Origin of the sequence: Psychrobacter cibarius (genome assembly GCF_904845955.1) — a bacterium.
GTDB classification, from domain to species: Bacteria; Pseudomonadota; Gammaproteobacteria; order Pseudomonadales; family Moraxellaceae; genus Psychrobacter; species Psychrobacter cibarius_B.
On sequence record NZ_CAJGYX010000005.1, the window covers coordinates 185,188 to 210,704 of the forward strand.

The 25,517-nt window shown below is 43.8% G+C and carries 25 protein-coding genes; 10 read left to right on the forward strand and 15 right to left on the reverse strand.

The features are described from left to right. Nucleotides 1–122: 122 nt before the first annotated feature. The 6 genes from JMV76_RS11150 to JMV76_RS11170 all read left to right on the forward strand — a co-directional run bounded on the left by JMV76_RS11150 (nucleotide 123) and on the right by JMV76_RS11170 (nucleotide 3,436). On the forward strand, nucleotides 123–485 hold the full coding sequence (locus tag JMV76_RS11150) for a roadblock/LC7 domain-containing protein (RefSeq protein ID WP_010201036.1): 363 nt from the start codon (nucleotides 123–125) through the stop codon (nucleotides 483–485). A gap of 272 nt (nucleotides 486–757) precedes the next feature. Next, a complete protein-coding gene (locus JMV76_RS15100; RefSeq protein ID WP_265090296.1) occupies nucleotides 758–961 on the forward strand; it encodes a hypothetical protein in 204 nt (67 codons plus the stop codon). 15 nt (nucleotides 962–976) lie between these two features. Further along, nucleotides 977–1,252 carry a PAS domain-containing protein gene (locus tag JMV76_RS15105; protein WP_265090301.1) on the forward strand — a complete coding sequence of 92 codons (276 nt, stop codon included), beginning with the start codon at nucleotides 977–979 and terminating at the stop codon, nucleotides 1,250–1,252. 3 nt (nucleotides 1,253–1,255) lie between these two features. Beyond that, nucleotides 1,256–2,005 (forward strand): PhnD/SsuA/transferrin family substrate-binding protein, encoded by a 750-nt coding sequence (locus tag JMV76_RS11160; RefSeq protein WP_201502735.1) that lies wholly within the window; start codon nucleotides 1,256–1,258, stop codon nucleotides 2,003–2,005. Nucleotides 2,006–2,162: 157 nt separating this feature from the next. Then, nucleotides 2,163–2,780 (forward strand): hypothetical protein, encoded by a 618-nt coding sequence (locus JMV76_RS11165; RefSeq protein WP_060491697.1) that lies wholly within the window; start codon nucleotides 2,163–2,165, stop codon nucleotides 2,778–2,780. A gap of 41 nt (nucleotides 2,781–2,821) precedes the next feature. Next, nucleotides 2,822–3,436: a hypothetical protein gene (locus tag JMV76_RS11170; protein ID WP_045444387.1), complete on the forward strand. Its 615-nt coding sequence runs from the start codon at nucleotides 2,822–2,824 to the stop codon at nucleotides 3,434–3,436. 460 nt (nucleotides 3,437–3,896) lie between these two features. Here JMV76_RS11170 and JMV76_RS11175 read toward each other — a convergent pair whose 3' ends face one another. The 8 genes from JMV76_RS11175 to nfsB form a co-directional block, all read right to left on the reverse strand. Continuing rightward, nucleotides 3,897–4,418 carry an HdeD family acid-resistance protein gene (locus JMV76_RS11175; RefSeq protein ID WP_087814292.1) on the reverse strand — a complete coding sequence of 174 codons (522 nt, stop codon included), beginning with the start codon at nucleotides 4,416–4,418 and terminating at the stop codon, nucleotides 3,897–3,899. A 125-nt stretch (nucleotides 4,419–4,543) separates the two neighbouring features. Further along, nucleotides 4,544–5,119 (reverse strand): GNAT family N-acetyltransferase, encoded by a 576-nt coding sequence (locus JMV76_RS11180; RefSeq protein WP_201502736.1) that lies wholly within the window; start codon nucleotides 5,117–5,119, stop codon nucleotides 4,544–4,546. Nucleotides 5,120–5,150: 31 nt separating this feature from the next. After that, complete coding sequence (locus tag JMV76_RS11185; protein ID WP_201502737.1) at nucleotides 5,151–5,891, reverse strand: nucleotidyltransferase family protein; 741 nt, start codon at nucleotides 5,889–5,891, stop codon at nucleotides 5,151–5,153. Further along, nucleotides 5,888–7,276 carry an XdhC family protein gene (locus tag JMV76_RS11190; protein WP_201502738.1) on the reverse strand — a complete coding sequence of 463 codons (1,389 nt, stop codon included), beginning with the start codon at nucleotides 7,274–7,276 and terminating at the stop codon, nucleotides 5,888–5,890. Before JMV76_RS11190 ends, JMV76_RS11185 begins: the two co-directional genes overlap by 4 nt. A gap of 121 nt (nucleotides 7,277–7,397) precedes the next feature. Continuing rightward, on the reverse strand, nucleotides 7,398–9,845 hold the full coding sequence (locus tag JMV76_RS11195; RefSeq protein ID WP_201502739.1) for a xanthine dehydrogenase family protein molybdopterin-binding subunit: 2,448 nt from the start codon (nucleotides 9,843–9,845) through the stop codon (nucleotides 7,398–7,400). Between the two features lie 2 nt (nucleotides 9,846–9,847). Then, nucleotides 9,848–10,840: an FAD binding domain-containing protein gene (locus tag JMV76_RS11200; protein WP_201502740.1), complete on the reverse strand. Its 993-nt coding sequence runs from the start codon at nucleotides 10,838–10,840 to the stop codon at nucleotides 9,848–9,850. Then, nucleotides 10,837–11,484 (reverse strand): 2Fe-2S iron-sulfur cluster-binding protein, encoded by a 648-nt coding sequence (locus JMV76_RS11205; RefSeq protein ID WP_201502741.1) that lies wholly within the window; start codon nucleotides 11,482–11,484, stop codon nucleotides 10,837–10,839. The genes JMV76_RS11200 and JMV76_RS11205 overlap by 4 nt, the downstream gene beginning before the upstream one ends. 299 nt (nucleotides 11,485–11,783) lie before the next feature. Continuing rightward, on the reverse strand, nucleotides 11,784–12,440 hold the full coding sequence (gene nfsB, locus JMV76_RS11210) for an oxygen-insensitive NAD(P)H nitroreductase (RefSeq protein ID WP_201502742.1): 657 nt from the start codon (nucleotides 12,438–12,440) through the stop codon (nucleotides 11,784–11,786). A gap of 312 nt (nucleotides 12,441–12,752) precedes the next feature. Between nfsB and JMV76_RS11215 the strand changes: the two genes are divergently transcribed. Both JMV76_RS11215 and JMV76_RS11220 read left to right on the forward strand, forming a co-directional pair. Then, nucleotides 12,753–13,421, forward strand: coding sequence for a DsbA family oxidoreductase (locus JMV76_RS11215; RefSeq protein ID WP_201502743.1), 669 nt, complete (start codon nucleotides 12,753–12,755; stop codon nucleotides 13,419–13,421). 44 nt (nucleotides 13,422–13,465) lie between these two features. Then, a complete protein-coding gene (locus tag JMV76_RS11220) occupies nucleotides 13,466–14,212 on the forward strand; it encodes a haloacid dehalogenase type II (protein WP_201502744.1) in 747 nt (248 codons plus the stop codon). 54 nt (nucleotides 14,213–14,266) lie between these two features. Here the strand turns inward: JMV76_RS11220 and JMV76_RS11225 are convergent, their stop codons facing one another. Continuing rightward, nucleotides 14,267–15,391: an S-(hydroxymethyl)glutathione dehydrogenase/class III alcohol dehydrogenase gene (locus JMV76_RS11225; protein ID WP_201502745.1), complete on the reverse strand. Its 1,125-nt coding sequence runs from the start codon at nucleotides 15,389–15,391 to the stop codon at nucleotides 14,267–14,269. 191 nt (nucleotides 15,392–15,582) lie between these two features. On the opposite strand from JMV76_RS11225, the gene JMV76_RS11230 reads away from it, so the two are divergent. Next, nucleotides 15,583–16,476 (forward strand): LysR family transcriptional regulator, encoded by an 894-nt coding sequence (locus tag JMV76_RS11230; RefSeq protein ID WP_201502746.1) that lies wholly within the window; start codon nucleotides 15,583–15,585, stop codon nucleotides 16,474–16,476. 173 nt (nucleotides 16,477–16,649) lie between these two features. Further along, a complete protein-coding gene (locus JMV76_RS11235; protein ID WP_045453285.1) occupies nucleotides 16,650–17,168 on the forward strand; it encodes a DUF302 domain-containing protein in 519 nt (172 codons plus the stop codon). Nucleotides 17,169–17,398: 230 nt separating this feature from the next. Here the strand turns inward: JMV76_RS11235 and JMV76_RS11240 are convergent, their stop codons facing one another. The 6 genes from JMV76_RS11240 to JMV76_RS11265 all read right to left on the reverse strand — a co-directional run bounded on the left by JMV76_RS11240 (nucleotide 17,399) and on the right by JMV76_RS11265 (nucleotide 25,301). Next, nucleotides 17,399–17,677 carry a DUF4031 domain-containing protein gene (locus tag JMV76_RS11240; RefSeq protein ID WP_045453287.1) on the reverse strand — a complete coding sequence of 93 codons (279 nt, stop codon included), beginning with the start codon at nucleotides 17,675–17,677 and terminating at the stop codon, nucleotides 17,399–17,401. A 67-nt stretch (nucleotides 17,678–17,744) separates the two neighbouring features. Further along, a complete protein-coding gene (locus tag JMV76_RS11245) occupies nucleotides 17,745–20,009 on the reverse strand; it encodes a transglutaminase family protein (protein WP_201502747.1) in 2,265 nt (754 codons plus the stop codon). Further along, the gene (locus JMV76_RS11250; RefSeq protein WP_201502748.1) at nucleotides 20,006–21,067 is read right to left on the reverse strand and encodes a DUF58 domain-containing protein; all 1,062 of its coding nucleotides are present in this window, start codon (nucleotides 21,065–21,067) and stop codon (nucleotides 20,006–20,008) included. The genes JMV76_RS11245 and JMV76_RS11250 overlap by 4 nt, the downstream gene beginning before the upstream one ends. Before the next feature lie 147 nt (nucleotides 21,068–21,214). Further along, nucleotides 21,215–22,243: an AAA family ATPase gene (locus JMV76_RS11255; RefSeq protein WP_265090302.1), complete on the reverse strand. Its 1,029-nt coding sequence runs from the start codon at nucleotides 22,241–22,243 to the stop codon at nucleotides 21,215–21,217. Between the two features lie 218 nt (nucleotides 22,244–22,461). Continuing rightward, nucleotides 22,462–22,923, reverse strand: a complete 462-nt coding sequence (locus JMV76_RS11260; RefSeq protein WP_201502749.1) for a c-type cytochrome — start codon at nucleotides 22,921–22,923, stop codon at nucleotides 22,462–22,464. 290 nt (nucleotides 22,924–23,213) lie between these two features. Next, complete coding sequence (locus JMV76_RS11265) at nucleotides 23,214–25,301, reverse strand: EAL domain-containing protein (RefSeq protein ID WP_201502750.1); 2,088 nt, start codon at nucleotides 25,299–25,301, stop codon at nucleotides 23,214–23,216. Nucleotides 25,302–25,517: the final 216 nt, after the last annotated feature.

Below are 25,517 nucleotides of genomic sequence, written 5' to 3' on the forward strand. Positions count from 1 at the left end.
TGAGCTGATGTATATCAATATTGACAGCAAGGGTTTATAATAGCCGACTTAGTCAACATTTATTCTCCACCATTACTAACTGTTATTTTATCAATTGAATAACCCGTCATAGAGAAAGCGATATGCGTACAGATTCATTCCAGCAAATCTTGGAAGACCTAAACAGCTCATCAGCCGATGTTGAAGCATCTGCCCTTATTTCTAACGATGGTCTGATGATTGCCTCAGCACTACCAACGGGCGTTGATGAAGACCGTGTTGGCGCTATGTCAGCGGCTTTATTGTCATTGGGTGACCGCGCAGGTCGTGAGTTGGCACGTGGTAGTATCGATCGCATTATGATTCAAGGTGAAAAAGGCTACGTGATTATGACCTCATCTGGAGATGAAGCGGTACTTACTATTATGGCAAAACCGAATGCAAAACTTGGTTTGATATTCTTAGATATCAAGCGTGCCTCAGAAGCCCTTGCAAAACTTATCTAATTGTTAAATTTGGATTTTTGTCGATAACATATTTTTTATTATTTAACGTCATATAGCACATAGCGCGACTGATAAATATGACTTTAAATCAAAATGAAGTGACTGTCTCATAAAAAATATTTAAGATGGCACACATTATTTGTATGGAATAATGGCCTGATAAATATTGGGACAACGACTGAGCTGAAAGGCAACATGATGTTATCGACAACTACCATACCAGATTGGTTTTTTAATCATTATAAATATAACGATAAATAAAGGAGATTACGATGGGTTCTCCAATCCCTGATGCACATAAGCCTGATATGCCCGCTGAGCAGATTACTCTGACTTATTATGATGGTACATCGCGGACTGTCTATGATACTGGTATTGAACGCCCTTATCCTGATGGCAAGCTGATTGTATCGCGCACCGATTTGGATGGTGTGCTGACTCACGTCAACGATGCTTTTGTCGAAATCAGTGGCTAAAGCGTTGATGAGCTTATTGGTCAGCCACAATCTATTTTACGCCACCCTGATATGCCAAAAGCCGCTTATAAAGATTTGTGGGATACCGCAGCGGCTGAGCAAAAATGGCATGGCTACGTTAAGAATTTATGCAAAGATGGTAGTCACTATTGGGTCTATGCAACCGTTGTGCCAAACATTCGTCGCGGCGAAACAGTGGGTTATACCTCGGTACGCCGTAAGCCATCGCGTAGCAAAATCGAAGCTGCTATGGCTCAGTATGCCCAAATGAATCAAAATGAGGAAGGCTAAATCATGACGACACACAATATGTTAATCGCCCCTGATTTTTCTCCTGAGCGTTTTGCAGGCTGGCACATGTTTAATATTTTGATTCAAAAACGTGCCAACTTAAATATGCATCTGAATATACCTACCTCACATGCTGAACAAGAGCAAATCATTGAGGCAGGTGACATTCAAGTTATCTATGCCAACCCATTTGATGCAGCTACTTTGATCCGTGAACAAGGCTATCGCGCTGTTGCACGCCCTATCGGCAAATCGGATGAGATGGTCATTGCTGCTGCGGCAAACAGTGATATCAAGCGCTTAGAAGACATTAAAGCGGGTGCGACCGTAGCAATGGCAGACAACCGTGATGTTAAGCTGATTGGCTTACGCTTGCTAGAAGCTGTGGATATAGAAGAGTCTCATCTTAACTGGGATATCACTGAGACTTATCAGGCAGCCGCCCGTAAAGTCATCAAAGGTGATGCTCAAGCGGCTTTTTTCTTGGCAGAGATTTTTCATAGCTTTTCACGCTTGACCAAAACTCAGCTGTCGGTGTTGATCGAAAGTGATTTGGCAGATATTAGCCATGTATTATTGATTAAAGATGGTTTTCCTGATACAGAAATATTCATGAATGCGATCCTGAACTTGCATAATGATGACGATGGTAAAGAAGCATTGGCTGAACTTGGCATGCCTCAAGGGTTTGAAGCCATGGACGAAGAAGATGCTGAATTTATGATAGATTTGATGCAAACTTTACTTGATTAATTATTAATTACTACTTATTAATTGGCACGTTGCACCGTTTCGCTTAGTGAAGTCATAGCCTATTGTCGCTCAATAGTGGCTATATCATTTTGACCATACGATATTAGCCATAAGCTGTTAGCCATACAATAGACACTATGACTTAAAGGACACTATTATGTCTGATTTAGACCTTATCAAAGAAAATGAGATGGAAGCGCGCCGAGTATTTCGTTTATATTCGCGTAAAGTGTTTTTGGCACCCAATAACCGTCATTTTCATGAACAACGTATCAATGCCGCATTACTTTTAACCGAAAAAGAGCCGCTACAAGGTGCCGTCGCAGACTTTTTTTATGGCTGTTGGTATGACATTCCTTACGATGTAAATAATCTGTTTACGCGTATTAAAGATCGCTTGTACCCTCATGTCCAGCAAGGGTTTCGCGACTGTATTAGTAAGAAGCGATATATTCAACGCAATAGTATGCTGGCGACTCGCTGGAGTGTCCTGATATCGCCGTCTCTCAATGAGCAAAAACAGCGATTGCTTATCAGTAGCGATGACGCCAAAGAAATATCCAAAGACATCACCGCTGAGCTCATGCAGGCGCGTGAAGATAAGGATTGGGGCACGATTGAGCAGATCGAAAACGAATTCTTTGCTCACTGTATCGCTCGCAATGATCGACTTGCCTTCTCGTTAGTATGGTTTCGCTTGGGTAAAAGCGACTGGCAGTTCGATGAGCGCTGGAACAACTGTCAACAGCATCTTGATCAGACCATCAAGACCTAATTTATCGCCGATTTAACCCTTTCATCACAATGGTAGCCGCTATGTCCTCTTACTTAAATGCTGATAAAACGTATCTAACCCTCACTCCAGCCGGTATTTTTGAGGCATTTTCACAAAGTGAGCCCACTGATGAACAGCTGTCATTACAAGACTTAATGTCCTATGGGGAGACGTTGCTCGCCGCTGATTGGCTTGAACGTTATTCTGACGAATGGCTACAGAGCTTTATAGAACACGGCTGGATCGAAAAGCTGTCTTTGTTGTTACCCGCACCCAATCTGCCGTTGGACCAGTTTTTACCGTATGTGGTTGCCAGCTTATCCGGTAAACGCCGTGCCGCTATTGGCTCTGATGAAGGGTTTTGCCTAGCACGAATCGGTTACAGCCAAGAAGAAGCGGACATGCTAAGTGTTGCAGCTGCTGACTTTTCAGGCTTTATGATTCGCCAAAAACAACGTGGCTGGGCGGTCGAAAGCCAAGCCATCTCGTTTTTTCAACAAGTTGACTTGTTGATTCCTGAGACCAGCTTTGTGTTCTTATGGATTGATGGTTCAGGTTACGCCCTCATCATCGATGGCGAGCCTTTGACTAATAGCCGCGCCTTTGTTGAGATGGTATGGGCATTGAAAACATCTGGATTAAGATTTCTTAGTTAATTCAACCAAACCACTTGATATATCAGTATGACACGCTGCCATACTGACCAGTGCGCTTATATCAAACCAAGCGCACTTCTTTCAATCTCTCACATCTGCTTTACTTTCAATATATTTTTTTCTTTCATCTTCTGCTGTAGCCGATTTAATACGATTTGTATACAAGGATAAAGTACTACAAATTGCACTTAGCCTTTACGCATGGTTAAGATGTGATATTCAAATAAATTATGAAATAAAAAAAAGACGCTTTAAATAGCGTCTTTTTTATTTGTTGCTAGGGCGTGTCCTCATTTCAAAAATGGTGATAAAAATGAGTTAAATTGCCGTCAAACAAGGAAAATAGCGCAGATAATATCGGGATATTAACCAGCTATTTAACGATGTTTGGCAAAATTTAGCCATTTTTAGCCCGTTTAGATATGATCAATTGAATTGAGGATACGCCCTAGAACTAAGCTTATATATTGCGCACCACAATTGATTGTATACGTGAATACATAATTAAGGATATGCCATTAGATATCAACTCGACGGCTAACAGTATGCCAAGAATATACGTTGCTGATTGCGGATAACTGGTAAATATCATGATAGCCAATATAATCGAGAGCAGCCCTGAGAGTAATATTGGGACAAAAGCCACTGTCCGACGGAGACCGAAAGCAACAACAACTCTGACTATACCTGTTGCCATAAATAAAATAGCAATTACCATGGTCAAGGTTAATATGCCTTGCAACGGATCTTGTAATAATTCAATACCAATCAATACACCAAGTACACCGCCGATGGCCGCCAGCACTTTTCCAGTGGTGCTATGTGCTCGAAATAGGGCAATGAACTGTAAAACACCCACCAAAAGAAATATAAAACCTGCTAACTGCTCAGCGGCTAAAGTGGCACTAAGAGGATTAAAAAATGCAAAGATACCGCCAAGAATACTAATGATGCCAATGACTAACCACAGTGTACGATTCATAAGACGACCTTATTTTACATTTAATAGAAAATAAATTATATCGCAAACCTTACCTTGTGTTGTATAACGGTAGTAATATCTTCGAGTAGTCCTGTTAATATCAGAGTGTGGGCATTGATTTGTGGTCACAAGCCTGCTAACTGATTGTTCCACTGTTGCCGTGTAATGTTATACAGTACATGCTCAGCCAGCCGATGGTTAGGGTCAAGGGCTGGATGGTAGAAGTTGGCTCGGGTATTCATCATGCCAAGGCGCTCCATAACCAATTGCGAGCGCTTATTGATAACCGCTGTGAATGACACAACCTCATCGAGCGACAGCTCAGTAAAAGCGAAATTCAGCGCCGCACGTGCCGCCTCGGTAGCATAGCCCTGTCTCCAATAATCTTTATGTAATCGCCATGCAATCTCGACAGCCGGGGCAAAAGACATATCTGCGTGAGTATCATTCAAGCCAACAAAACCGATAAAATCATCATATGTTTTGGTGCTATTTTTTAAACATACTGCCCAAAGCCCCCAGCCTTGATTAGCGATAAGCTGCTGGCATTTACTAGCGATGATGTCACTTACTTTAGGCGTTAATAACTTGGGAAAATACTTCATTACCTCAGGATCAGCATTTATTTCAGCAAAAACAGCAAAGTCACTTGCTTGCCATTGCCTAAGGTAAAGACGTTCTGTTTCTATCACATTTATCATTTTTATCACTTATGGATTGACACTGTTAATACTATTTATCCAGCCAGCCTTTTTGCTTGGCATGAGCAAGTTGCTCAGGAGTATCGATATCATAGCTCAGTTGATTATTAACAACGGTACTTATCTGACTGGGCGGCAAACCTCTAATTAAATAACGCAGCCCTTTATCGCCTACCAGCAATGCTTGCCACTCTCTGAGTAAATCACAATCAATCGTTAAAGGTAGTCCGATAACATTTTGCTTTAATGCAGTGGCAGCAGACGTTTCATTTAAACTCCTATTATTTAAATGCTGCCAGCTACCATAAGTACTTGCCACTACAGACCGCTTATCTGCTAGCAGTTTTGCCAAATGCTGCTCATCGAGTAAAACTTGATCAACACCCATAATGACGACGCGCTCGATTAATGAGCTTGTCAACTGCGTGACTGCCTCAATAGCCAAAGTCAAACTATACGCCATACCTATTTCAGGCGTAGGATTTACGACCATTTGAATCATAGAGTACTGAAAAGCCAATTCATTCATCGCACTGGCTATTAATGGTTGATTATCAGGAATGACTATAATAATTGCTTGCGGTTTTGTAGAAAGTGCGAGTTTGGTCATGAAGCAAATTAAGGGTTCGCCATCTTTACACAGTAACTGTTTTGCTTGACCTAAACGCAGGCTCAGTCCACTGGCTAATATAATCACTGCATGATTTGAAAGATTTAAAGGATTTGTTGGCTTTAGATGAATAGGCATTGAAAGATATGAGTCGCTGCTCATGACAAACTTATCGATGCACGAGCACTTGTAGCAGTCGTCTCTATAGAATCAGTATGCGTAGAAAATAGCGTTGTAAAGTTAGTATTTGAAAGATGAGTGTCTGAGTTTTCTGCTGATAGGTTTTGATTATGCACGACCGCATTGACTTGTGCCATGATACCCAGTGCTAAGGCTTCAGGTCCATCTCCGCCCAGCTTATAGCCAATCGGATAATGCAGTTTTTTGATACCTAGGTTTAAACTGGCAGGATTTGTAAACCTTGTACTAATTTCTTCAATTAAGCGCTCGGTACGGTAGCGTGGTCCTAGTTGTCCAAGATATTTATAGTGATTAGCATGCTCTAATAATACGCCAAGGCGAGCACGGTCTTGGCTGAGACTATGCGACATCAAAGAAACGGCAGCATTTTTACTTAGTTTTAGTAAAGTGTCACTATCATTTAACGCCAGTACCATCACGCTATCTGCCTGAGGAAAACGCCGCTGCGTAGCATATTGCGCTCGACTGTCTACCACTGTCACATGCCAATCTTGCAGCTTTGCCATCGTAACTAGCGGCATCACATCATTGCCAGCACCACAAATCAGCAAGCGAATTTGTGGTTGTAGGCACTGAATCAGCCATTCTATGGCTAAATCGTCATTGTCATCTTTTACAATGACGTACTCAGCATTTTTATGGAGCAGTTTATATTCGGATAAAATTTCAACTGCATTGATAACTGTGCTTGAAGCATTAGATACCACTTTATCTGAATTATTAGCGTCGATAGCGGTGAGTTTTCCTAACTTGATATAATTATCTAGGTTAAGACGCAAACCAATTTGAAGTTGAGAGTTTGGATTATTTTGGTTATTAAAATTGATTGTAGAGCGGATTAAAGTTGCTACCGTTACCGGCTGCTGAGACTGACGAACCTGACTGATGACATTTAACAAAGGCATTGCCGTTGCCAACCGTTCAAACAACACGTGTACGCGCCCATTACAGCCTAATCCAAAATTTAACTCGTCCAAATCAATATCTTGTTCATCGTATTTATGATCTGTGCCCTTATTATCACTGCCTCTATCAAAGTCAAAATCATCTTCTGATACTCTTGCTGGCACATTACCATTTGCAGCATATTCGATATCATCACCCGTTTGGTAAACTTGCACGTTTGCACCATCACGTGTGAGCCAAAAAGCACGTTTGATAATATGTGGCTCCAAACAGCCGCCGCTAATCATCCCGACCGAACGACCATCTTCACAGATGAGCATAATCGCGCCTGCGCGGCGATAGGCTGACCCTTCGGTACGCACGACGGTTGCTAGTACAGCATCAACCTGTTGTTGCTGAGCCTCACGTGCCAGCTTAAGAATATCAGCAATTTGATTCATAACGCCTCTTACTTTAATTATTGATGTCTATATACAGTCTATATCCATCATGACCAACTTATAAAACCCGCTAACGAATACAATTAGCGGGTTTATATTGTCCATCTATTTGACTAAGAACCTACTCTGGTAGTTCATAAAGTAATTTCTCGAGGGTAATAGGAAAGTCATAAACTCGTACACCCACGGCGTTGTAAACGGCATTAGCAATAGCAGCGGCAGCACCGGCAATCGCCGTTTCACCTATACCTTTTATGTGCATTGGATTGGTATACGGATCGTCCTCTTCTACCAAGATAACATCAAGCTGAGGGACATCCGCATTGACTGGGACATGGTATTCTGCAAGATTATGATTACATAGCCGACCGTCACGCTTATCGTGAATCACCTGCTCCATCAACGCAGAACCAATACCAAATACCATACCGCCGTAGCACTGCGAGGTCGCGGTTTTGTGATTGAGGATACGCCCTGCTGCAAAGGCACCAGTCATACGTTTAACGCGTATCTCACCAGTCACTCGGTGTACAGCGACCTCGGCAAAATTAGCACCAAATGACGCTTGGCGATGACTTTTTGCATTTTTACCCGGTGCAATTTGACCTTTGGCACTGAGTTTTTGGTCATCATATTGAGCGACGATATCGGCTAATAAATGAGTCTGGAAATTACTAAAGTCATATTCTTTCGATTCAATTAGTGAGATTCCTGTTATTTCAGCTAATTTGTCTTTTAAATCAGCCACTTTATCTACGATATTATCGCCCAAACCTGCTACTTTTTGTTTTCCTGCTTCTATAACGGTTTCTGCAAAGTTAGCATCATGCTCACCTATCTGCTTAATTTGACCGTTATCCAGCTGAATGGTGTCAGGGTATAGACCGACTTTTTCTGCGATCATTTCACGTAGCTGCTGACAAGCAAGGTAAATACTACTGCCTGAACTGGCAGCGCCCATACTGCCCCCTGAGCCTACCGCAGGTGGCAAACTGGTATCACCAAGCTTCATTTCAATATGATCTATTGGTAGCCCTAATAAATCTGCAGCAACCTGAGTAAATACGGTATAAGAACCTGTACCGATATCGGTCATGTCTGTCTCAATCACAGCTTTGACGCCTAGTGCTTTTGAGTTATCTATTTGCAGGGTCGCCCGTGCTTCTGATGGCGCTAAGCTGTTGCCGCGAGCTGCCGCTGCCATACCCATACCCATCCACCAATCACCTTCTAAGCGACTGGCAGGCTTAGCATTGCGTTGATTCCAGCCAAACTGTTCAGCTGCTTGATCGATACAAGCGATGAGCTTACGCGTGGAAAACGGGACACCTTTACTAGGATCTTGCTCAGGCTCATTACGACGGCGCAGCTCGACAGGGTCTAGGTTGAGTTGCTCTGCCAATTCATCCATCGCACACTCAAGGGCAATCTGCCCCACTGCTTCACCGGGGGCACGCATTGAGCCTGACAATACTTGGTTCATATCTACTTGCTGATAATTAACTCGGCGATTATCACCGCGATACAGATAATGCGTAGAGAGCGCTGCTGGCTCAAAAAAGGCTTCTCCTGGCAAATTACTAGAGACCGTCTCATGAATCATGGTGTCGATAATACCATCTTCACTACAGCCAATTGCGATGCGTTGACGCGTGTTTGAGCGTCTAATCGTTGCCTCCATTACTTGCGGACGTGTCATAGTGATTAACACGGGACGACCCAAGTCCTTTGCAGCTAGTGCGGCGGCTATCGATTCTGGAGAAATCCCAAGCTTGCTACCAAAACCCCCACCGACATAACGAGCGATTAATTGCACATTATCTGCATCCAAATCCAATGCATCAACGATTTGCTTTTTGCATGAAGCAAGCATCTGATTAGAGGAGTACATGATCAGCTTCTCACCTTCCCAGTGAGCAAGCGTTGCATGAGGCTCCATCGCTGCGCTGTTTTGACTTGGCGTATGATAAAAGCGGTCAAGGGTTACTGCAGCATTTGCGAGGCTTTGTTCTGGATTACCCTTTTCTGAATTTTTATCCGAACCTTTTTTTTCATTAACGTTATGAGCATTTGGCAGCTCTGTCGTAAAGTTCAATGCCGCCTGCTCAGTCTCATCCTCATAAGTCACTTTGAGAGCTTTTGCACCTTCGGTCGCCGCCTCAAACGTCTCAGCAATGACAACCGCAATCGGCTGACCATGATAAAAAATTTCACTAACGCCTTGCTTAGGTGATTTGGTTGCACCGCCCTGTTGGGCATTGCGTAAAAAGTGCTCAGGATCGGTCACCACTTTAATAATATCAGGAATAGCCTCTAAAGAGCTGCTATCAATTTGCTTAACACGCCCTTTAGCAATGGTTGCACTCACCAAGACACTATAGGCTTGATTGTCTAAATGAATCTCTGCCGTATAAGGTGCTTGACCACTGACCTTGAGTGACCCCTCAACTCGGTTGATGGGTTTGCCCACCAATTTACTCGCTGTTTTATCAAAAAGCGACTCAACAGGCTCATTCATCATCATTCCTTTGGTCGGTTCTGACGGAAATACTGAGTCCAATAATGACATGATTATGCTCCCTTGCCCGCTAATGCGCGTTGAATAACTTGTTTGAGTAGACGACGAGTCAGCGGTATTTTAAAATCGTTTTGACCACTACCTTTAGCCTCTTTCAGTAATAAGTCCGCTGCTTGTTTAATGATATTTTCGTTGCCATCAGTACCCATTAACAACGCCTCAACGGATTCGTTACGCCATGGCTCAGTCCCAATACCGCCGAATGCTAGGCGAACTGTGTCCAAACGCCCATTATCAGTCACGTCTATGATCGCGGCACAAGACACTAAGGCAAAAGCATAGGACGCGCGATCACGCACTTTGCCATAAGTGTGGATACCGCTGACAGGCGCTGGCAACACAACATGAGTGATAAGCTCACCAGACTCTAAAATGTTTTCGATATGTGGCGTGTCTTTTGGCAAACAATAAAAGTCTTTAATCGCGATTTTACGCGTTGAACCATCCGTTTTTAACGTCTCAACAGTGGCATCTAATGAGCGCATCGCGACGGCCATATCAGATGGATGCTGGGCAATACAGGACTCGCTAGTACCCAAAATTGCCAACGTACGATTTTCGCCACGTATCGCTGGGCAACCAGAACCTGGCTTGCGTTTATTACAGGCGCTGTCTGTCTGATAAAAATAATAACAACGCGTACGCTGTAATAGATTACCGCCCGTCGTCGCTCTATTACGCAACTGTCCCGTCGCACCTGCCAAAATCGCCCGTGATAGCACTGGGTAATTGGCAATCACCTCAGGATGCGCGGCCAAGTCGCTATTGGTCACTAGCGTACCGATGCGTAGGCCACCATCTGTAGTCTTCTCAATTTGAGCTAATGCTAAGCGAGTGATATCCACCAGCTTAACTGGCGTTTCAATCTCTAACTTCATCAAATCTAAAAGGTTGGTACCCCCTGCGATAAATGAGGCGTCTTTTACACTAGCAGATTGGGCTGCCTGCTCTGGCGCGGTAGCACGGCTATACTCGAAACGTTTCATGAGCGATCTCCTAACCTGCTAGTTGCCGTCTTATTCTTCATAGATTGACTACCTAGCTGCGCTTCACTAGGTGGTGGCGACCAAATACCCGTCACCTCTGATTTTTGTACTGCGTCAGTTTTAGATGAATTATTCATTTCATTTTCTAGTATTTGTGAAATGGCCTTAATAATATTGGGATAAGCAGAACAGCGGCAAATATTGCCACTCATACGCTCAGCGATTTCTTGAACCAGCAACCCATTAGGATTTTGCAAATCTGTAGTGACATGACTGGGCCAGTTTTGTTTAATTTCATCGATCAGCGCTGTTGCTGAACAAATTTGCCCAGGGGTACAGTAACCACATTGAAACGCATCATTATCTTTAAAGGCTTGTTGCAACGCTGACAAAGATTCGGGCATGCCAATACCTTCAATCGTGGTAATGTCATCACCATCGTGCATAACTGCCAAGGTCAAACAGGCATTGACCCGACGCCCATTGATAAGTATGGTACAAGCGCCGCATTGACCATGGTCACAGCCTTTTTTAGGCCCCGTAATTTTGAGGTGCTGACGACAGACATCGAGTAAGGTCGTGCGTGAATCAAGATTGTCGAGCTGATAATCTTGCTTATTAATGGTTAAGTTCAAGGTAGGCATGCTGGCTTCTCGCTGGCAGATAATCAGAAAAAATAGGGTTAAACGCTTCTTAAAAGTCGCGCTAATCGATTTATTATGACTTATCAAAAACGTTGTTTTGTTTTTACTTTGTAGTTATTACAGTGTAGTTTTTAATCTATGAAAACTTTACTTCTAACTATTCTATCTCGCTTATTCACTATCAATTTTATAAATGAAACTCAAAAACTCATTTTATTAGCAAAAAAATAGCGCTATAAACATGCCGTTTATAACGCTATTTGAGTTCAATATAGTCAGTTAAAAATACCAGTCGGGCATTACGCTTTAGTAATTATGCTCGCTTCACTCAATCGAGATTTTGGCAAATCTGCATTAAAATCGTCTTCACTACGATAACCAAGTGAGATAACGGCAACGGCTGTGTAGCCTTTGCTACGTAGCTCAAACTCTTCATCGAGTGCCTTTAGATCAGCGCCTTCCATCGGTACGGCATCAATGCCTAAAGTAGCAGCACCCAGCAATAATGCACCCATATTTAGATACACTTGCTCGACCAGCCAATGTGGCTCGTCTTTTTGCTCATAACGGCGAATGTCCAAAAACATTTTGCGCACTTGATGCATTTGCTCTTTGAATTTTGGTTCTGCGAAGCGACCATCCACCTCTTCTTTATCCAATACTTCATGCAAAAATTCATCATCAGCATAGATACGACTACAGAAAATGATAACGTGTGAGGCTTGCTCTACCTTTGCCGTGTTGAAATCAAACATTCCGGTGGTGCCTTTAGCAATTCGCGCCTTGCCAGCCTCATCATCAGCGATCACAAAATGCCAAGGCTGAATATTAGTGCTTGATGGGCTAAGTCGCAGGATATCCTTTAAACTTTGAAAGTCTGCTGCTGATATTTTTTTATTGGCATCAAACTCTTTGGTGCTGTAACGCCAGTTCATGGCTTCAGTGATGTTTTTCATTTATGACTCCAAGATTTTTAGTACCGCCACTTTAAGTAAAAACCCGTTTGATGACCGTTACAGATTGGTTAAGTAGTCACCTATTTTGTTATTAAGTCACTTATGCGTCAGTACATTGCTGAGTTATTTGAGCCGCCATTTGAATAGTTATTTAAGCAGATACTTAGTAGACAGAGACTCATTAAACAGTAACTTAGACGATATTGTAATTGTCCCCTCATTCTCTTAGCATTGATAATGAGCATTGATTTATAAGGCGGTCGACCACAGACAGCTTATATATAAAATAAATACTGAATTAGGCAGATAGATATGGAACATTCAAAGCAGTTACCCTCAGAGCAGCCACTACGCATCGATATCGTCTCAGATGTTGTTTGTCCTTGGTGCGTCATTGGTTACCGCCAGCTGGCAGAAGCCCTCAAGCAAACCAACACCGAACACGAGATTCACTGGCATCCGTTTGAGCTTAATCCAAATATGCCAAGCGCAGGACAAAATATGCGTGAACATATTATGGAGAAATATGGGTCGAGCAAGCAAGAATCTGATGCTAGCCGTGCTCGATTAATGGAAGCGGGTAATGAGGTTGGCTTTACGTTTAACTTTAACGATGACACACGTATGCACAACACGTTCAATTTGCATCAATTATTGCACTGGGCAGATCAGCAAGGTCGCATGCATGACTTAAAGCAGGCGTTATTCATCGCTCATTTTACCAATGGTCGCAATATTTCTGACAATGCTGTGCTTGCTGATATCGCAGCAGAGATTGGACTAGATCGTGATGAGGCACTAGCCGTATTAGCAGACCAAAGGTTCGCTAAAGAGGTGCGCGCAGAAGAGCAACATTGGCAACAACAAGGCATTCAAAGCGTGCCAGCGGTAATTCTTAATAAGCGCCATCTGGTTAGCGGTGCGCAAGGCGTGGAAAATTTCAAGAATATCTTGCAGCAGTTGGCTGACATGCCAGACTAGGTTTTTTGGCAAGATTTCGTTTGCTATTCATAAAAGGATCCCTTATGTCTTCTGATACATCTCTCCCTATTATCGTGTTTGATGTCAATGAGACGCTACTCGACATTACCACTCTTGAGCCATTATTTGCTCGCCTATTTGGCAATAAGATACTACTAAGAGAATGGTTTGCGCAATTGCTGCTATATTCACAAACCATGACGTTATCAGGACTTTATACGCCTTTTGACGAGCTTGGCGTCAGCGCCTTACAGATGACCGCTGATATTCATAACGTTAGGCTGATAGATAGCGATATCGACGAATTAAAAGAGCGTATGAGCAAAATGCCTGCTCACCCTGATGTAGTACCAGCATTAACCAAGCTGCGTGAGGCAGAGTTTCGACTGGTAACGTTGACCAACTCAGCAAATAGCGCTTCCCCGACCCCGCTTGAAAAAGCCGGCATCAGCCATTTTTTCGAACAGCCCTTTAGTGTTGAGGCTGTCGGCAAATTCAAGCCTGCGCCTGAGACTTATCAAATGGTCGCTCATGCATTGTCTGTTGACGTATCGGATTTGTGCCTTGTCGCTTGTCATCTTTGGGATACAATCGGCGCGCAAGCGGCTGGCTGCCAAGGGGCGTTTCTCACGCGACCGCACAATGCTTTATTATCAGCGCCAAACGTTCCAGCGCCAGACTTTGTAGCAGCAGATCTAACCACGCTTGCCGAACAAATAATTTTTTCCACTAAAAATAATTGCCAATGCCAAAAAATGCCGCCCTATATAAGGACGGCATTTTTGGTTTAACATACTGCTACTTTATGAGGCTAAATCTATAATCACTATTATTAATAATGATTTTTAAAAATGAATAACCGTACGGATACTCTCGCCTTTATGCATCAAATCAAACGCTTCGTTGATATCCTCTAATGGCATGGTATGGGTAATGAAATCTTGTAGTGGAATCTCACCAGCCAAATAACGCTCAACATAACCTGGTAATTCACTGCGACCTTTTACGCCGCCAAATGCTGAACCGCGCCAGACGCGACCAGTCACTAACTGGAATGGGCGAGTCGAGATTTCTTGTCCAGCACCAGCGACACCGATGATGACCGACTCGCCCCACCCTTTATGGCAGCACTCAAGCGCCGAACGCATGACATCGACATTACCGATACACTCAAATGAATAATCAACGCCGCCATCAGTCAATTCAACGATGACTTCTTGGATTGGCTTGTCGTAGTCTTTTGGGTTAATACAGTCAGTCGCGCCAAGCTTTTTAGCCAGCTCAAATTTGCTCTCATTGATATCAATAGCAATGATACGACTGGCTTTTGCCATTGCCGCACCGATGACCGCTGATAGACCAATACCGCCGAGACCGAAGATTGCGACCGTCGCACCCTCTTCTACCTTGGCCGTATTCATCACTGCACCCATACCCGTGGTGACACCGCAACCAAGCAAGCAGACTTCTTCTAGTGGTGCTTCTTTGTTCACTTTCGCTAAAGAAATCTCAGGCAACACGGTATATTCAGAGAAGGTTGAGCAGCCCATATAATGATAAATTGGCTCACCGTCTTTATAAAAACGCGTGGTGCCATCTGGCATTAAGCCTTTACCTTGAGTCTCACGTACTGCTGAGCACAGGTTGGTTTTGCCTGATAGGCACATTTTACATTCGCCACATTCTGCTGTGTATAAAGGAATGACATGGTCGCCAACTTGCACACTGGTGACGCCTTCGCCGATTTGCTCAACGATACCGCCACCTTCATGACCCAAAATTGCTGGGAACACGCCTTCTGGGTCTTCACCAGATAAAGTAAATGCATCAGTATGACAGACGCCGCTTGCCACGATTTTTACCAATACTTCGCCTTTACGGGGCAGCATCACATCCACTTCTTCGATAGATAGTGGCTCATTTGGACCCCAAGCAATGGCGGCTTTTGATTTAATAAATTTATCTGACATCGTTATCTCTCTTTTTAATTCATTTTATGGGTTATTAAGCGCAGACCTCTATTCAGCTTATCTTGCTTGTTGAATGGAGGCAAGCGGCAGTTGTAGCAGTCTGTAAAGCTTTATACTGACTATTATAGTTTTTTCTATAGCGATAACAATGTGCTATATTTGCAAATATCTTTTACACAGTGGTAATAATCATGCGCTGGGATGGTATTAGCGAATTTGTTTATGTAGCAGATTACGAAAGCTTTACGCGGGCGGCAAAAGAATTGGGCATTTCTACCGCGCAAGTCAGTCGGCAGATAAGCGCGTTAGAGAAGCGACTGAATCTTAAACTGCTGTATCGCACGACGCGTAAGGTATCGCTGACTGAAGAAGGTCGCGTGTTTTATCAACATTGCCGCGGGGTACTCGATGGCTTGGATGCCGCTGAGCAAGCAGTAAGCAATTTACAATCAAAGCCGCAAGGTAGGATTAAACTGACCGCTCCTGTCACTTATGGCGAGCAGCAATTATTGCCACTGGTCAATGATTTCATGGTGCAATATCGCGATATCGAAGTGACGGCGTTTTTGAGCAATCAAAAAATCGACCTCATTGATGGCGGTTATGATTTGGCGATTCGTATCGGAAAATTAAGTGATTCGACGATGATGGCAAAAAAGCTTAGCCGTCGTACCAATTTCGTCTGTGCCGCGCCTGCTTATCTCGAAAAATACGGCATACCACATTCTTTAAGCGATCTGAGTCAGCATAACTGCTTACTTGGCACGCGTGACTATTGGCACTTTATAGAAGATGGCAAAATAGATGCTAAAAAAAACGCTGATAAAGAAAAAAACCTGCGCGTGTCTGGCAGTATTCAATATAACAGCGGTCACAGTCTAGTAGATGCGGCGTTAAAAGGTCTGGGTATCGTCCAGCTACCTGATTATTATGTGCAAAAATACTTAGCATCAGGTGAGCTGGTCAGCTTACTGAATAACTATCGAGAGCCTGAAGAAAGTATCTGGGCCATCTATCCACACAACCGTCATTTATCGCCAAAGATTAGACTGCTCGTCGATTATCTAGCAGAGCATTTGGTTTAGCTATGCGTTTTGGCTTAGGCATTCTTTAAGGTCTGTTGCAATGCAAGACTTTACTATGCGCGGTTTATTACGCACAATGCTACTAAGCACAAGGAATATTATGGTTCACACTAAATATTCGATGTTGTCAGCCATCATTCGCTGAATAAACAATGACAATAAAAGGACTTTTCATGCTTAAGATTCTCTCTATCGCTGCCCTAGCATTGGCCGTATCCTCCTGCGCCAGTGTTGAAAATATTTTAAACGCGCCAGATAAGATGCCATCAACGCCAAAGACGATGACTGCTATCAATGCCGAAAAAGGCTTGGTTACGCTGCAAAGTAATCATTCCGTTCAAGATACTGCGGATAAGTTGGCAGCGATTATTGAAAGCAAAGGCATGAAAGTATTTGCACGCGTCGATCATCAAAAGAACGCCCAAGGTGTCAACTTAACATTAAGACCGACGCAAGTGATTATGTTTGGTAATCCGAAAGCGGGTACGCCATTGATGAATTGCGAGCAAAGCGTCGCTATCGACTTGCCGCAAAAAATCCTTATCAGTGAAGATGCCGATAAAAAAGTTTGGTTGTCGTACAACAATCCTGCATATCTAAAAGACCGCCATAATATAAAAGGTTGTGATACCCAATTAGCGAATATCGCAAAAGCCCTTGATGATGTTAGTAAAGCAGCAGTTGCAAAGTAATACCAAACCCAAAAAATATGATTAGCTGCGTCAGTTTTGCTTGTTCCGCTCGCCTAGCCTACTAGATGTAGTACTTGCACTCGTTTTCCTTGCTACTCTAATTTTTTGAGAAGGTATAAGCGTTGGGTGAAAATCTAAAGATATAAAAAGGTGGGATGCAAAAGCACTCCCACCTTCTATTTGCCTTTAAAAGATTAACGTATTAGCAATCTTCAGATATTGCTACTTGCTCATATAGCGCTGTTTAGATCATGCAACTCTACTTTTAACTTCTTTGCACATTCGATAATCTTTTTTCGACCAGCAGGAATAGCCCCATATTCAATCGCTATTTCTCGCATTTGTACCGTGACGTCATAGTGCGGATAGCTGGCGTTGCGATGGAATAAGCGCTTATCCACTTCAATTAGTGCGGCAAAATCATGCAGCTCTTGCAGGGTATCTGCCAGCATGTGGCACCACTTATAGCCTTTAAATTCTATCTGCATAAAATCCACATATATCGCCATAGAACCGCCTCCTTTATTATCCTTTACCTTTTATCATGTGCTAAACAACGCTTTCACAGAGCAGCCATTAGAACAATTCACTCGCATCTTTCTTTAGCTGTTTGAGTACGGCTTGATATTCACTATGATTGGTTCCAAGTGTGCTTAGACGCCCATAACGGAGCTGACGATAGTCCTGCCTCATCTGCATAATTTTTGCTTGGACAATATCTGAGTGACCGCTATCTGTGAGCTTACTAACTTTACTGCTCTTATTATTACTTTTAGCATTGGTATCAGTACTTGAATCAATTTCTCGCTCATCAACCGCTATTGCCAAGCGCTCAAGCCAAGCCAACTGACCTTCACTTTCATCACGAGCAAGTGATTTATCCACTTTGCCAATACGTTTTGATAGCTGTGCAAGCGGCAGGTCTGCTGGATGCCAACGCTTGCGGCGGCGTTGCCAAATGATAAAGACCAAAATAGCCATGACGGTAATAGCACTCACTGCCAACCAAATAATTTGCTGCATCACTGAGCGGATATTAAACCATTTGAGTAGCGAGTCAGCTTGTTTGTCCTGATCGTAACCGACGACGTCTTTTTGCCAATAATAGCTTGCTTGATCTGAGAGACGGCGTAAGGTTTGTAGCATTTGATATTGCTGATAGCTGATTTGTGCGCTAGCGCCATTGCCGAACATTGCCGCTCCTTGTGCCTGCGTCAGCGCATCCATCCCTTGCTCGACACGCTCAGGCGCGACAAAAGCAGTCGGATCGACACGTACCCAGCCTTGACCCTCAAGCCAAACCTCCGTCCAAGCGTGCGCATCCTTTTGCCGCACCTCCCATACATTACCACCGCGACTCAGCTCACCACCTTGATAGCCGGCGACGACGCGCGCGGGTATGCCAGCGGCGCGCAGCATAAAGGTAAAACTGGAAGAATAATGCTCACAAAACCCCGCTTTGGTGTCAAATAAAAACTCGTCAATACGGTTATTATTCAGCCGTGGCGGTGATAACGTATAACGAAATTCTGTTTGATTAATCCAGCGTTCAATAGCCGCCATATAGCGCACTGGGTCTGAGTCTGATTGCGCAAATAGCTGCTGTGCCAGTGCTCTTGCTTGCGGATTTCCGTCGGCTGGCAAGGCAAGATTCAGACGCCGCAACTCATCAGAGAGTATCGGATCAATACGCATCGGTGCAAATTGCAATACTTCATAACGTAACTGCTGAGTGACGGGCTGATCTTTTAATAAGGTAAAGTTTGAAGTAATACTGACATCTTGGCGCTGGGCAAAAGGATAATCAAGTCCAAATAGCCAGTTTTGCTGCGTCGGCTCTAGGATAATTTCATAGCTGGTAGGCGCAACTTTTACTGAGTCGGGAACAGTTGCAAAGGCATGCTCAATCCAAGATGGCATTTGCGGTGCAGGTCGCCATTGTCGTTGCTGAGGGCTAGGACGCCATGTAATACCGTCAAAGTCGCTAAACACCAAACCACGCCAATATAACTGCTGTTGCGGCGGGCGATTCTCTGCAAACTCTACCCGAAACGCCAGCTCAGTCGATTGTCCTAAATTGGCAAAATCACCGGGTGACATACTGTCGGACACGCCAGTGGTTGCTTGCTGACCTGATAGCTGTACTGACCATAGTGGTGGCAAGCGCGGGAAGAACAAAAATAGCACGACTAATAATGGCAATGCCCCGATACCCAGCACACCCAAAGTACGCAAGCGACCATCACCGTGAGTATTGCCATCATCGTTAAGCGCAATAAATGCCAATAAAATGATAATTGCACCAACAATCACTTCTAAAGTCGTAACAAGGCCTTGATCCATCAAAAACAGCGCGGCAAGAACAAATAGTGATAAATTTAGGACCACATAAGCATCACGCCGTTTATACATCTCCCACAGCTTGCTGATGAGACAGAGCACTAAAAACGCCACGCCCATATCCAGTCCAAACGCTGTATTGTAAGTCAGCCATAGACCTGCCAGCCCCAATAAGAAGCCGAGCATTTGCATGCCTTGATAGACACGTCTTAAATGCGCTATTTTTTTGAACTTAGCTTTTATAGACGGTAGCTGTGCGGTGATGCTGACCACCGCAAAACCTATCAACCAAAACGGCAGATGCGCCGCATGAGGTAAAATAACGGTAATTTGAGCAATTAGTACCCAATAATAAGCAGGCAAGGCGAATAGCTTACGAGTCCATTTTGCAGCGCTATCCTGTAGAGCACGATCAGTGACGTTTTGACCCAGTGCCAACTGCTCAAAACTTACGGAGTTTATCTCTGTCTCATTTGAAGAGTGATTTTTAAAATTGGTCATGGCACTTTCGCCAATCTTAACAAGCAAGTTTGTGCAAAGCCATCGCCTTCACCCATTGGTGCAGTAGAATGGGTATCATTGGGTAAGCGCATATGAAATGTCACGCCCAGCTCACCTAATTTCATCGCCCCATACGCCAGTTGTGCCAGTTTTTGCTCATGATGTGCTGCTGGCATATCCGCATAATCTAACGTTTGCTCATGACCGACTGGATCAGCAAAGTGCTTGGTCAACATGCCTTGACCACGTGCTACATGTCCCCACGATACCCGTGCCAGCGACTCGCCTTCAACGTAGTTATCTAGCCGCTCAAAATCATCTTGACCTTGCCGATATTGCCCACCTGTTGGCAAATCCTCCTGACTGGCAACGGCATACTGCGCTTGCCAATCAAACACTTCAGGTTTTGGATAGACCCAAGCAGTACGGGCAAAATAAACATAGGACCACGCCCTCATGATACCTAACGGATAAACCGTTTTTATTTTTAAGCGTGGTAATTCAAACTGCCCACGATTCTGCGTCAGTACTGGCAAGCGAATAATTTGCTCGCCTTGCAGTCGTGTCACAAGTATCGACTGTTTATTATCAGCGCTATGTTTGATTTTTTTATGGGCTTTTTTATCTGTTTTATTATTAGGCTTGCTACTAGCCTTGTCATCAGTCTGCTCAAAGCTAAATAACAACTGTCGTCTTGGTTGACGGCTCTCACTACGCAACTGCAAAGTCACCCAAACAGGCGCGCCCGCTTCTGCCATAGTCACTTCAAGCAAACGTACTTGCAGACCTGAAATGTGCGCAAAGGTTACATGAAAGCTGATAAGCCAGACGCTGACCAAATAAAAACATAAACCTAATACCAAGTTATTGCCATAGTTAATGCCAGCGATAAAGGTGATGATTAATAACACTGCATATAGCACCCCTTCACGGCTAAAAAAGATATAGACGTTACGCAAATTGAGAGTGGCGCTATCGCTTTTAGGCGCACGCGAGGCAAACCAACGGCTTAATGCTGAAGTGGCTGGTACGGTTAAGGCTTTTGGCAAAAAGCTCATGACTACCCTATCCTTACCATAAAATTGATACTCTCATTCACAATTGGTGATAGTTTTAAAACAAATACACTATGAAACAACAAGCAGCTAAAAAATAAATACTCAGATAATAGTGATTGAAGTAACAACTATTTAAATAACCATCATTTAACTAACAACAGCCACTTCTGCCAATATACGTTGTGCGATGGTCTGTGTCGCCTGCCCACCAGTCACATGCGCTGGGACAAAGCGCTGACCGAGACGAGGATCTGTGACCGCGGCAAACACCGCTTGGATGTCCTCAGGTGTCACTTCCATATGCCCCGATACATACGCATAAGCCTGCGCGGCACGCTGTAGCGACAATACTCCACGCGGTGATAAGCCATGATACTCGGAGCTTGCTCGTGTCTTTGCGACCAATCGCTGCAGATAATCCAAGACCACATCCGCGACATAAACGTGTTTAACACCTTGCTGTGCTAACAACACCGCCTCAGTATCAAGCAGCGCATCTAAATTTTTTAGTAGCTCGCGGCGATCCTGACCTTTTAATAGCTCACGCTCTGCGGTAGGCGACGGATAACCAAGCGACAAGCATAGTAAGAATCTATCTAGCTGCGATTCAGGAAGCGGATAGACACCTGCTTGCTGTAGAGGATTTTGGGTTGCAATAACAAAAAACGGCTGCGGCAAAGGATAGGTTTGCCCATCTTGGGTGACTTGTCGTTCTTCCATCGCTTCTAGTAACGCGCTTTGCGTCTTAGGGCTAGAGCGATTAATCTCATCAGCGAGCAAAAGCTGAGTAAAAATAGGACCTGCTCGAAACTCAAATTGCTGTTTCTTTTGATCATAAATGCTCATCCCCAAAATATCTGCTGGCAGCATATCATTGGTGAACTGTACACGGCTAAAGCTCAAGCCTAATAATTGCGCCAAGCCTTGCGCCAATGTCGTCTTGCCCATACCCGGCAGATCTTGCAGTAACAGATGTCCACCTGCCAAAATACCACTCAGCGCAAGCTTAACCACTTGCGGCTTATCTAACACAATATGATTTAACTGCGCCATAAGTTGGGCAATTTTTTGCTGATTGTGATGATAATCGGCAGCGCTAAAGGTCGGCTTATGAATCACCTCTGCTGCTGATGGATGTGGTGTTATAATGGCTCTATCGATAGCTGCGTGGGTCATAGTCAATTATTGGCTCATTTCTTATGGGATTAGTGTTTCTAGGGCGTGTTCTTATTTTGAAAGTGGTGATAAAAATGAGATAAATGGCAGCCAAACAAGGAAAATAGCACAGATACCATCAAGATATTAACCAATTGTTTGACATGATTTGGCAAAATTTAACCATCTTTAGCCCATTTAGTCGCTTTCGTTTAGCTTGAGGACACGCCATAGATTGGCTATTGCTTTGAGTCATCTTCAGTTATCGGCGCGGCACGAAGCGTTGACAGATAAGCGATGACATCTGCGCGTTCTTGCGCATCGGGCATCGGGTTTGATAGCATTTTTGAGTCTAGCATGGCTTTTTCTGCATCTGCAATATAAGGGTCGAGCGTTTGCGCATCCCATACCCAACCTGATGTTTTTAGCCCGTTACTATAGGTGTAATCTTCCAGCTCAGCGGCGGGCGCACCGTATATATTCATCAGCTGCGGACCTTTTTTGTTGAGCCCCGCATTCAGCTGATGACATTGACCACAAGCGTCTTGATAAATGATCGCGCCGTTATCAGCATCACCTTCCGTATAGATCGGCAATGTCACAGCAGCACGATGATCCGGTGGCGTACTTTCTCCGCAAGCGCTGAGCAATAAAACAGCAGCAAATATACTGCTTATTTGATATTTATTAATGATGGGCATTTTCGGCAATCTTTGGTTAAGGAATGTCAGCTATAGGTGAACAATATAGATAATAAGGTAAGGGTCAAACACATGCAAAGTGGAACCCTCTTCACGTCTAAATAGCTGTTTGTAAAAACATAACGTTATTTATTGGGGCATATCGAGCCAATAAACAACGCTTATAGGACAGTTTGAGTAAGGCTTTTGTAATGTATGACGATAAAGAATTTATGCACTATTAAGCCGTGTAGAGTATTCTATAAATAGGCACTGTTGATAATTGCATATCAAACGCACTCTCAATGACTTTAGGTCGCAACCTTTATCGTACTGCTGGGTTCTTCTAAATAATAGCCTTGTAAATAGCGCGCGCCCACGCTCCAAGCAACGGACATGGTCGCCGCATCTTCAATATAAGGCATCAATACGTCCACATTGACTTCATTAGTACGCATAATAAGTGATTTGACAGTTTCTAAATTGTCTGCTGAATCAATACCATCCACATAGCTACGTGCTAAACGCACCATATCTGGCTGCACAAAACTGACAATCTCTATGGATTTGGCAGAAGAGCCGAAGTTATTGATGCCCATCTGACAGCTGACTTGGCTAAGGGCGGCAAACTGTGTTTTTGCCACTGTAAGATGGTCTGAGACGTCTTTTTCGTTGAATTGCAAGGTGAGCACACCAGCTGCACCGCCCACCGCTTTTATAAGCTGACTGGCAACACTAGGCAGTTTTTTGTCTATCAATGAGGCACTAGTCAATTGCACTAGCAATCTGGCTTCAGGATGTGTTTTACGTACCTCATTGATCTTTTTACAGGCATTGATGAGCACCCAACGATCTATTTTTTCGAGCAATTTATGCGTCTTAGCGACTGCCATAAATTGATCAGGTGTCAATATCGTATTGTCCGCATCCGCCAATGGCAACCGCAGATATACTTCAAAAAAGTCGCTTCGGTCATTGTTAATATCATATATTGGCTGGAAAGATAACTCAAAACGGCTATTGGCAATGGCATCAACTAAAGATTCGGCAAGCGCATGATCATCACTATTGGCATGCTCGCTTGGATCGTACAAATGATAAGTGCCGCCATGATTAGAGGTCTCTATCATAATCTGATTGATAGCATCCATCGCACGTTCGAGCACGATACTTGGCTCTGCTGTATTGGTTTCGATTTTGACAATACCAATACTAACAGTCGTACTGGTCGTACGCTTGTCTACTTCAATGAGCATATCACTGATACGTGAACCAATATGCTTAGCCAGTGTTTCAAGCTCTGTGGTGCTCTTGTCCTCGACCAGTATAGTAAAGGCGGTATCACTAAAACGACTCACATGCCCGTCTGATATCAGCTCATCTAACACATAGGCGACTTGCTTGACGGTCGCATCTACCCCTTGCAAACCTAGACTGCTTCTTATTTTGCCAACATTATCGAGCTGAATATACAAAAGCCCAGCCGTCAGTACACCTTGACGTGCTTGCTGGTACACGATTGCCATTTGTTCTTCAAAGCCGCGGCGGTTGTTGATTCCTGTCAGGCTGTCTTTGCATTCAGCGGCTGCCAAACGCTTAGCGACTTCCGCACTGTTATTATGGTTTTGTTGGATAATAACCTGCGTCACTGGCTCGCCATCTAAGGTCGCGGCTGCCAATTGTAGTTTTGCTTCAAAAGTACTGCCATCCATCCGCTTACTTTCAAAATTGAACTCGACTTCTTGGCGGCTACCTTTATCAAATTGACGTAAAAACTGTTTGAAACCCTTAACGTTATCACCGCCTGCAATCAGGTCAACAACAGGCACGCCTATGGCATCATTCATCGACTCAAAACCAAAAAGCTGAAGATAAGGGTCATTGGCAAAAATATGGATACCCTGATCAATATAGGCGACCGCACTTTTGGAGTTTTTAATCAATACGTTGGCGCGTTGCTCTGCTTCAGAGAGAACATGGCGCAACGTTCTAAGCTCACGACGACTGCGTAAATTATCATGCTGTAGACAGATAGACATCACTACTACCATCTCTTGGTCTACTTTGAGCGATTTGACCATCGTGCCGCTAATAATATCGGGTAGCCCCTCATCGTTATTGGCAGACGCTGCCATCTCTTCATTGAATAGGCAGATCATAGGCAAATCAATACTTTGCTCTTGAACGACGCCCACCACATCGGTGAAACTCATATCATAAGCATTGCCAAACACCAAGACATCCCACGGTTGTCGAAGTGACTTTAACAGCTCCTCTTTATCGTCCAAAAACCCTAAATTGATGGTGTCATAATAGCAACCTAGTAAGTGCACAAGGCGCTCAGCATAGAGCTGATCGTCATCAATGACTAAGAGGTTTAAGATGGACTGAGTGCGCATAAGAAGCCTTTTGGATCTTGTTTTTATGTTTGATACCCTACACCTTTTCCAAGCATTAACCCAGCAAGGAAAATACTATCAGGGATAGGCTTAGCGGTTTTTAGTAGACTGGCATCGTCTTTCGAATCAAGGCGACATCTTGGCGAAGCAAAAACATCGTATAAACGAACATAACTGTATCAGTCATTATAGACAATAACTTGACTGATTGCAGAC

What these genes read in the sequence shown, in the direction of transcription:
- JMV76_RS11260 (WP_201502749.1), bottom strand. Translation starts at nt 22,923, where the DNA reads ATGCCCATCATTAATAAATATCAAATAAGCAGTATATTTGCTGCTGTT.
- nfsB (WP_201502742.1), bottom strand. Translation starts at nt 12,440, where the DNA reads ATGAAAAACATCACTGAAGCCATGAACTGGCGTTACAGCACCAAAGAG.
- JMV76_RS11240 (WP_045453287.1), bottom strand. Translation starts at nt 17,677, where the DNA reads ATGGCGATATATGTGGATTTTATGCAGATAGAATTTAAAGGCTATAAG.
- JMV76_RS11180 (WP_201502736.1), bottom strand. Translation starts at nt 5,119, where the DNA reads ATGATAAATGTGATAGAAACAGAACGTCTTTACCTTAGGCAATGGCAA.
- JMV76_RS11160 (WP_201502735.1), top strand. Translation starts at nt 1,256, where the DNA reads ATGACGACACACAATATGTTAATCGCCCCTGATTTTTCTCCTGAGCGT.
- JMV76_RS15100 (WP_265090296.1), top strand. Translation starts at nt 758, where the DNA reads ATGGGTTCTCCAATCCCTGATGCACATAAGCCTGATATGCCCGCTGAG.
- JMV76_RS11170 (WP_045444387.1), top strand. Translation starts at nt 2,822, where the DNA reads ATGTCCTCTTACTTAAATGCTGATAAAACGTATCTAACCCTCACTCCA.
- JMV76_RS11235 (WP_045453285.1), top strand. Translation starts at nt 16,650, where the DNA reads ATGCTTAAGATTCTCTCTATCGCTGCCCTAGCATTGGCCGTATCCTCC.
- JMV76_RS11220 (WP_201502744.1), top strand. Translation starts at nt 13,466, where the DNA reads ATGTCTTCTGATACATCTCTCCCTATTATCGTGTTTGATGTCAATGAG.
- JMV76_RS11205 (WP_201502741.1), bottom strand. Translation starts at nt 11,484, where the DNA reads ATGCCTACCTTGAACTTAACCATTAATAAGCAAGATTATCAGCTCGAC.
- JMV76_RS11265 (WP_201502750.1), bottom strand. Translation starts at nt 25,301, where the DNA reads ATGCGCACTCAGTCCATCTTAAACCTCTTAGTCATTGATGACGATCAG.
- JMV76_RS11185 (WP_201502737.1), bottom strand. Translation starts at nt 5,891, where the DNA reads ATGAGCAGCGACTCATATCTTTCAATGCCTATTCATCTAAAGCCAACA.
- JMV76_RS11165 (WP_060491697.1), top strand. Translation starts at nt 2,163, where the DNA reads ATGTCTGATTTAGACCTTATCAAAGAAAATGAGATGGAAGCGCGCCGA.
- JMV76_RS11245 (WP_201502747.1), bottom strand. Translation starts at nt 20,009, where the DNA reads ATGACCAATTTTAAAAATCACTCTTCAAATGAGACAGAGATAAACTCC.
- JMV76_RS11225 (WP_201502745.1), bottom strand. Translation starts at nt 15,391, where the DNA reads ATGTCAGATAAATTTATTAAATCAAAAGCCGCCATTGCTTGGGGTCCA.
- JMV76_RS11250 (WP_201502748.1), bottom strand. Translation starts at nt 21,067, where the DNA reads ATGAGCTTTTTGCCAAAAGCCTTAACCGTACCAGCCACTTCAGCATTA.
- JMV76_RS11230 (WP_201502746.1), top strand. Translation starts at nt 15,583, where the DNA reads ATGCGCTGGGATGGTATTAGCGAATTTGTTTATGTAGCAGATTACGAA.
- JMV76_RS11195 (WP_201502739.1), bottom strand. Translation starts at nt 9,845, where the DNA reads ATGTCATTATTGGACTCAGTATTTCCGTCAGAACCGACCAAAGGAATG.
- JMV76_RS11215 (WP_201502743.1), top strand. Translation starts at nt 12,753, where the DNA reads ATGGAACATTCAAAGCAGTTACCCTCAGAGCAGCCACTACGCATCGAT.
- JMV76_RS11175 (WP_087814292.1), bottom strand. Translation starts at nt 4,418, where the DNA reads ATGAATCGTACACTGTGGTTAGTCATTGGCATCATTAGTATTCTTGGC.
- JMV76_RS11255 (WP_265090302.1), bottom strand. Translation starts at nt 22,243, where the DNA reads ATGACCCACGCAGCTATCGATAGAGCCATTATAACACCACATCCATCA.
- JMV76_RS11190 (WP_201502738.1), bottom strand. Translation starts at nt 7,276, where the DNA reads ATGAATCAAATTGCTGATATTCTTAAGCTGGCACGTGAGGCTCAGCAA.
- JMV76_RS11150 (WP_010201036.1), top strand. Translation starts at nt 123, where the DNA reads ATGCGTACAGATTCATTCCAGCAAATCTTGGAAGACCTAAACAGCTCA.
- JMV76_RS11200 (WP_201502740.1), bottom strand. Translation starts at nt 10,840, where the DNA reads ATGAAACGTTTCGAGTATAGCCGTGCTACCGCGCCAGAGCAGGCAGCC.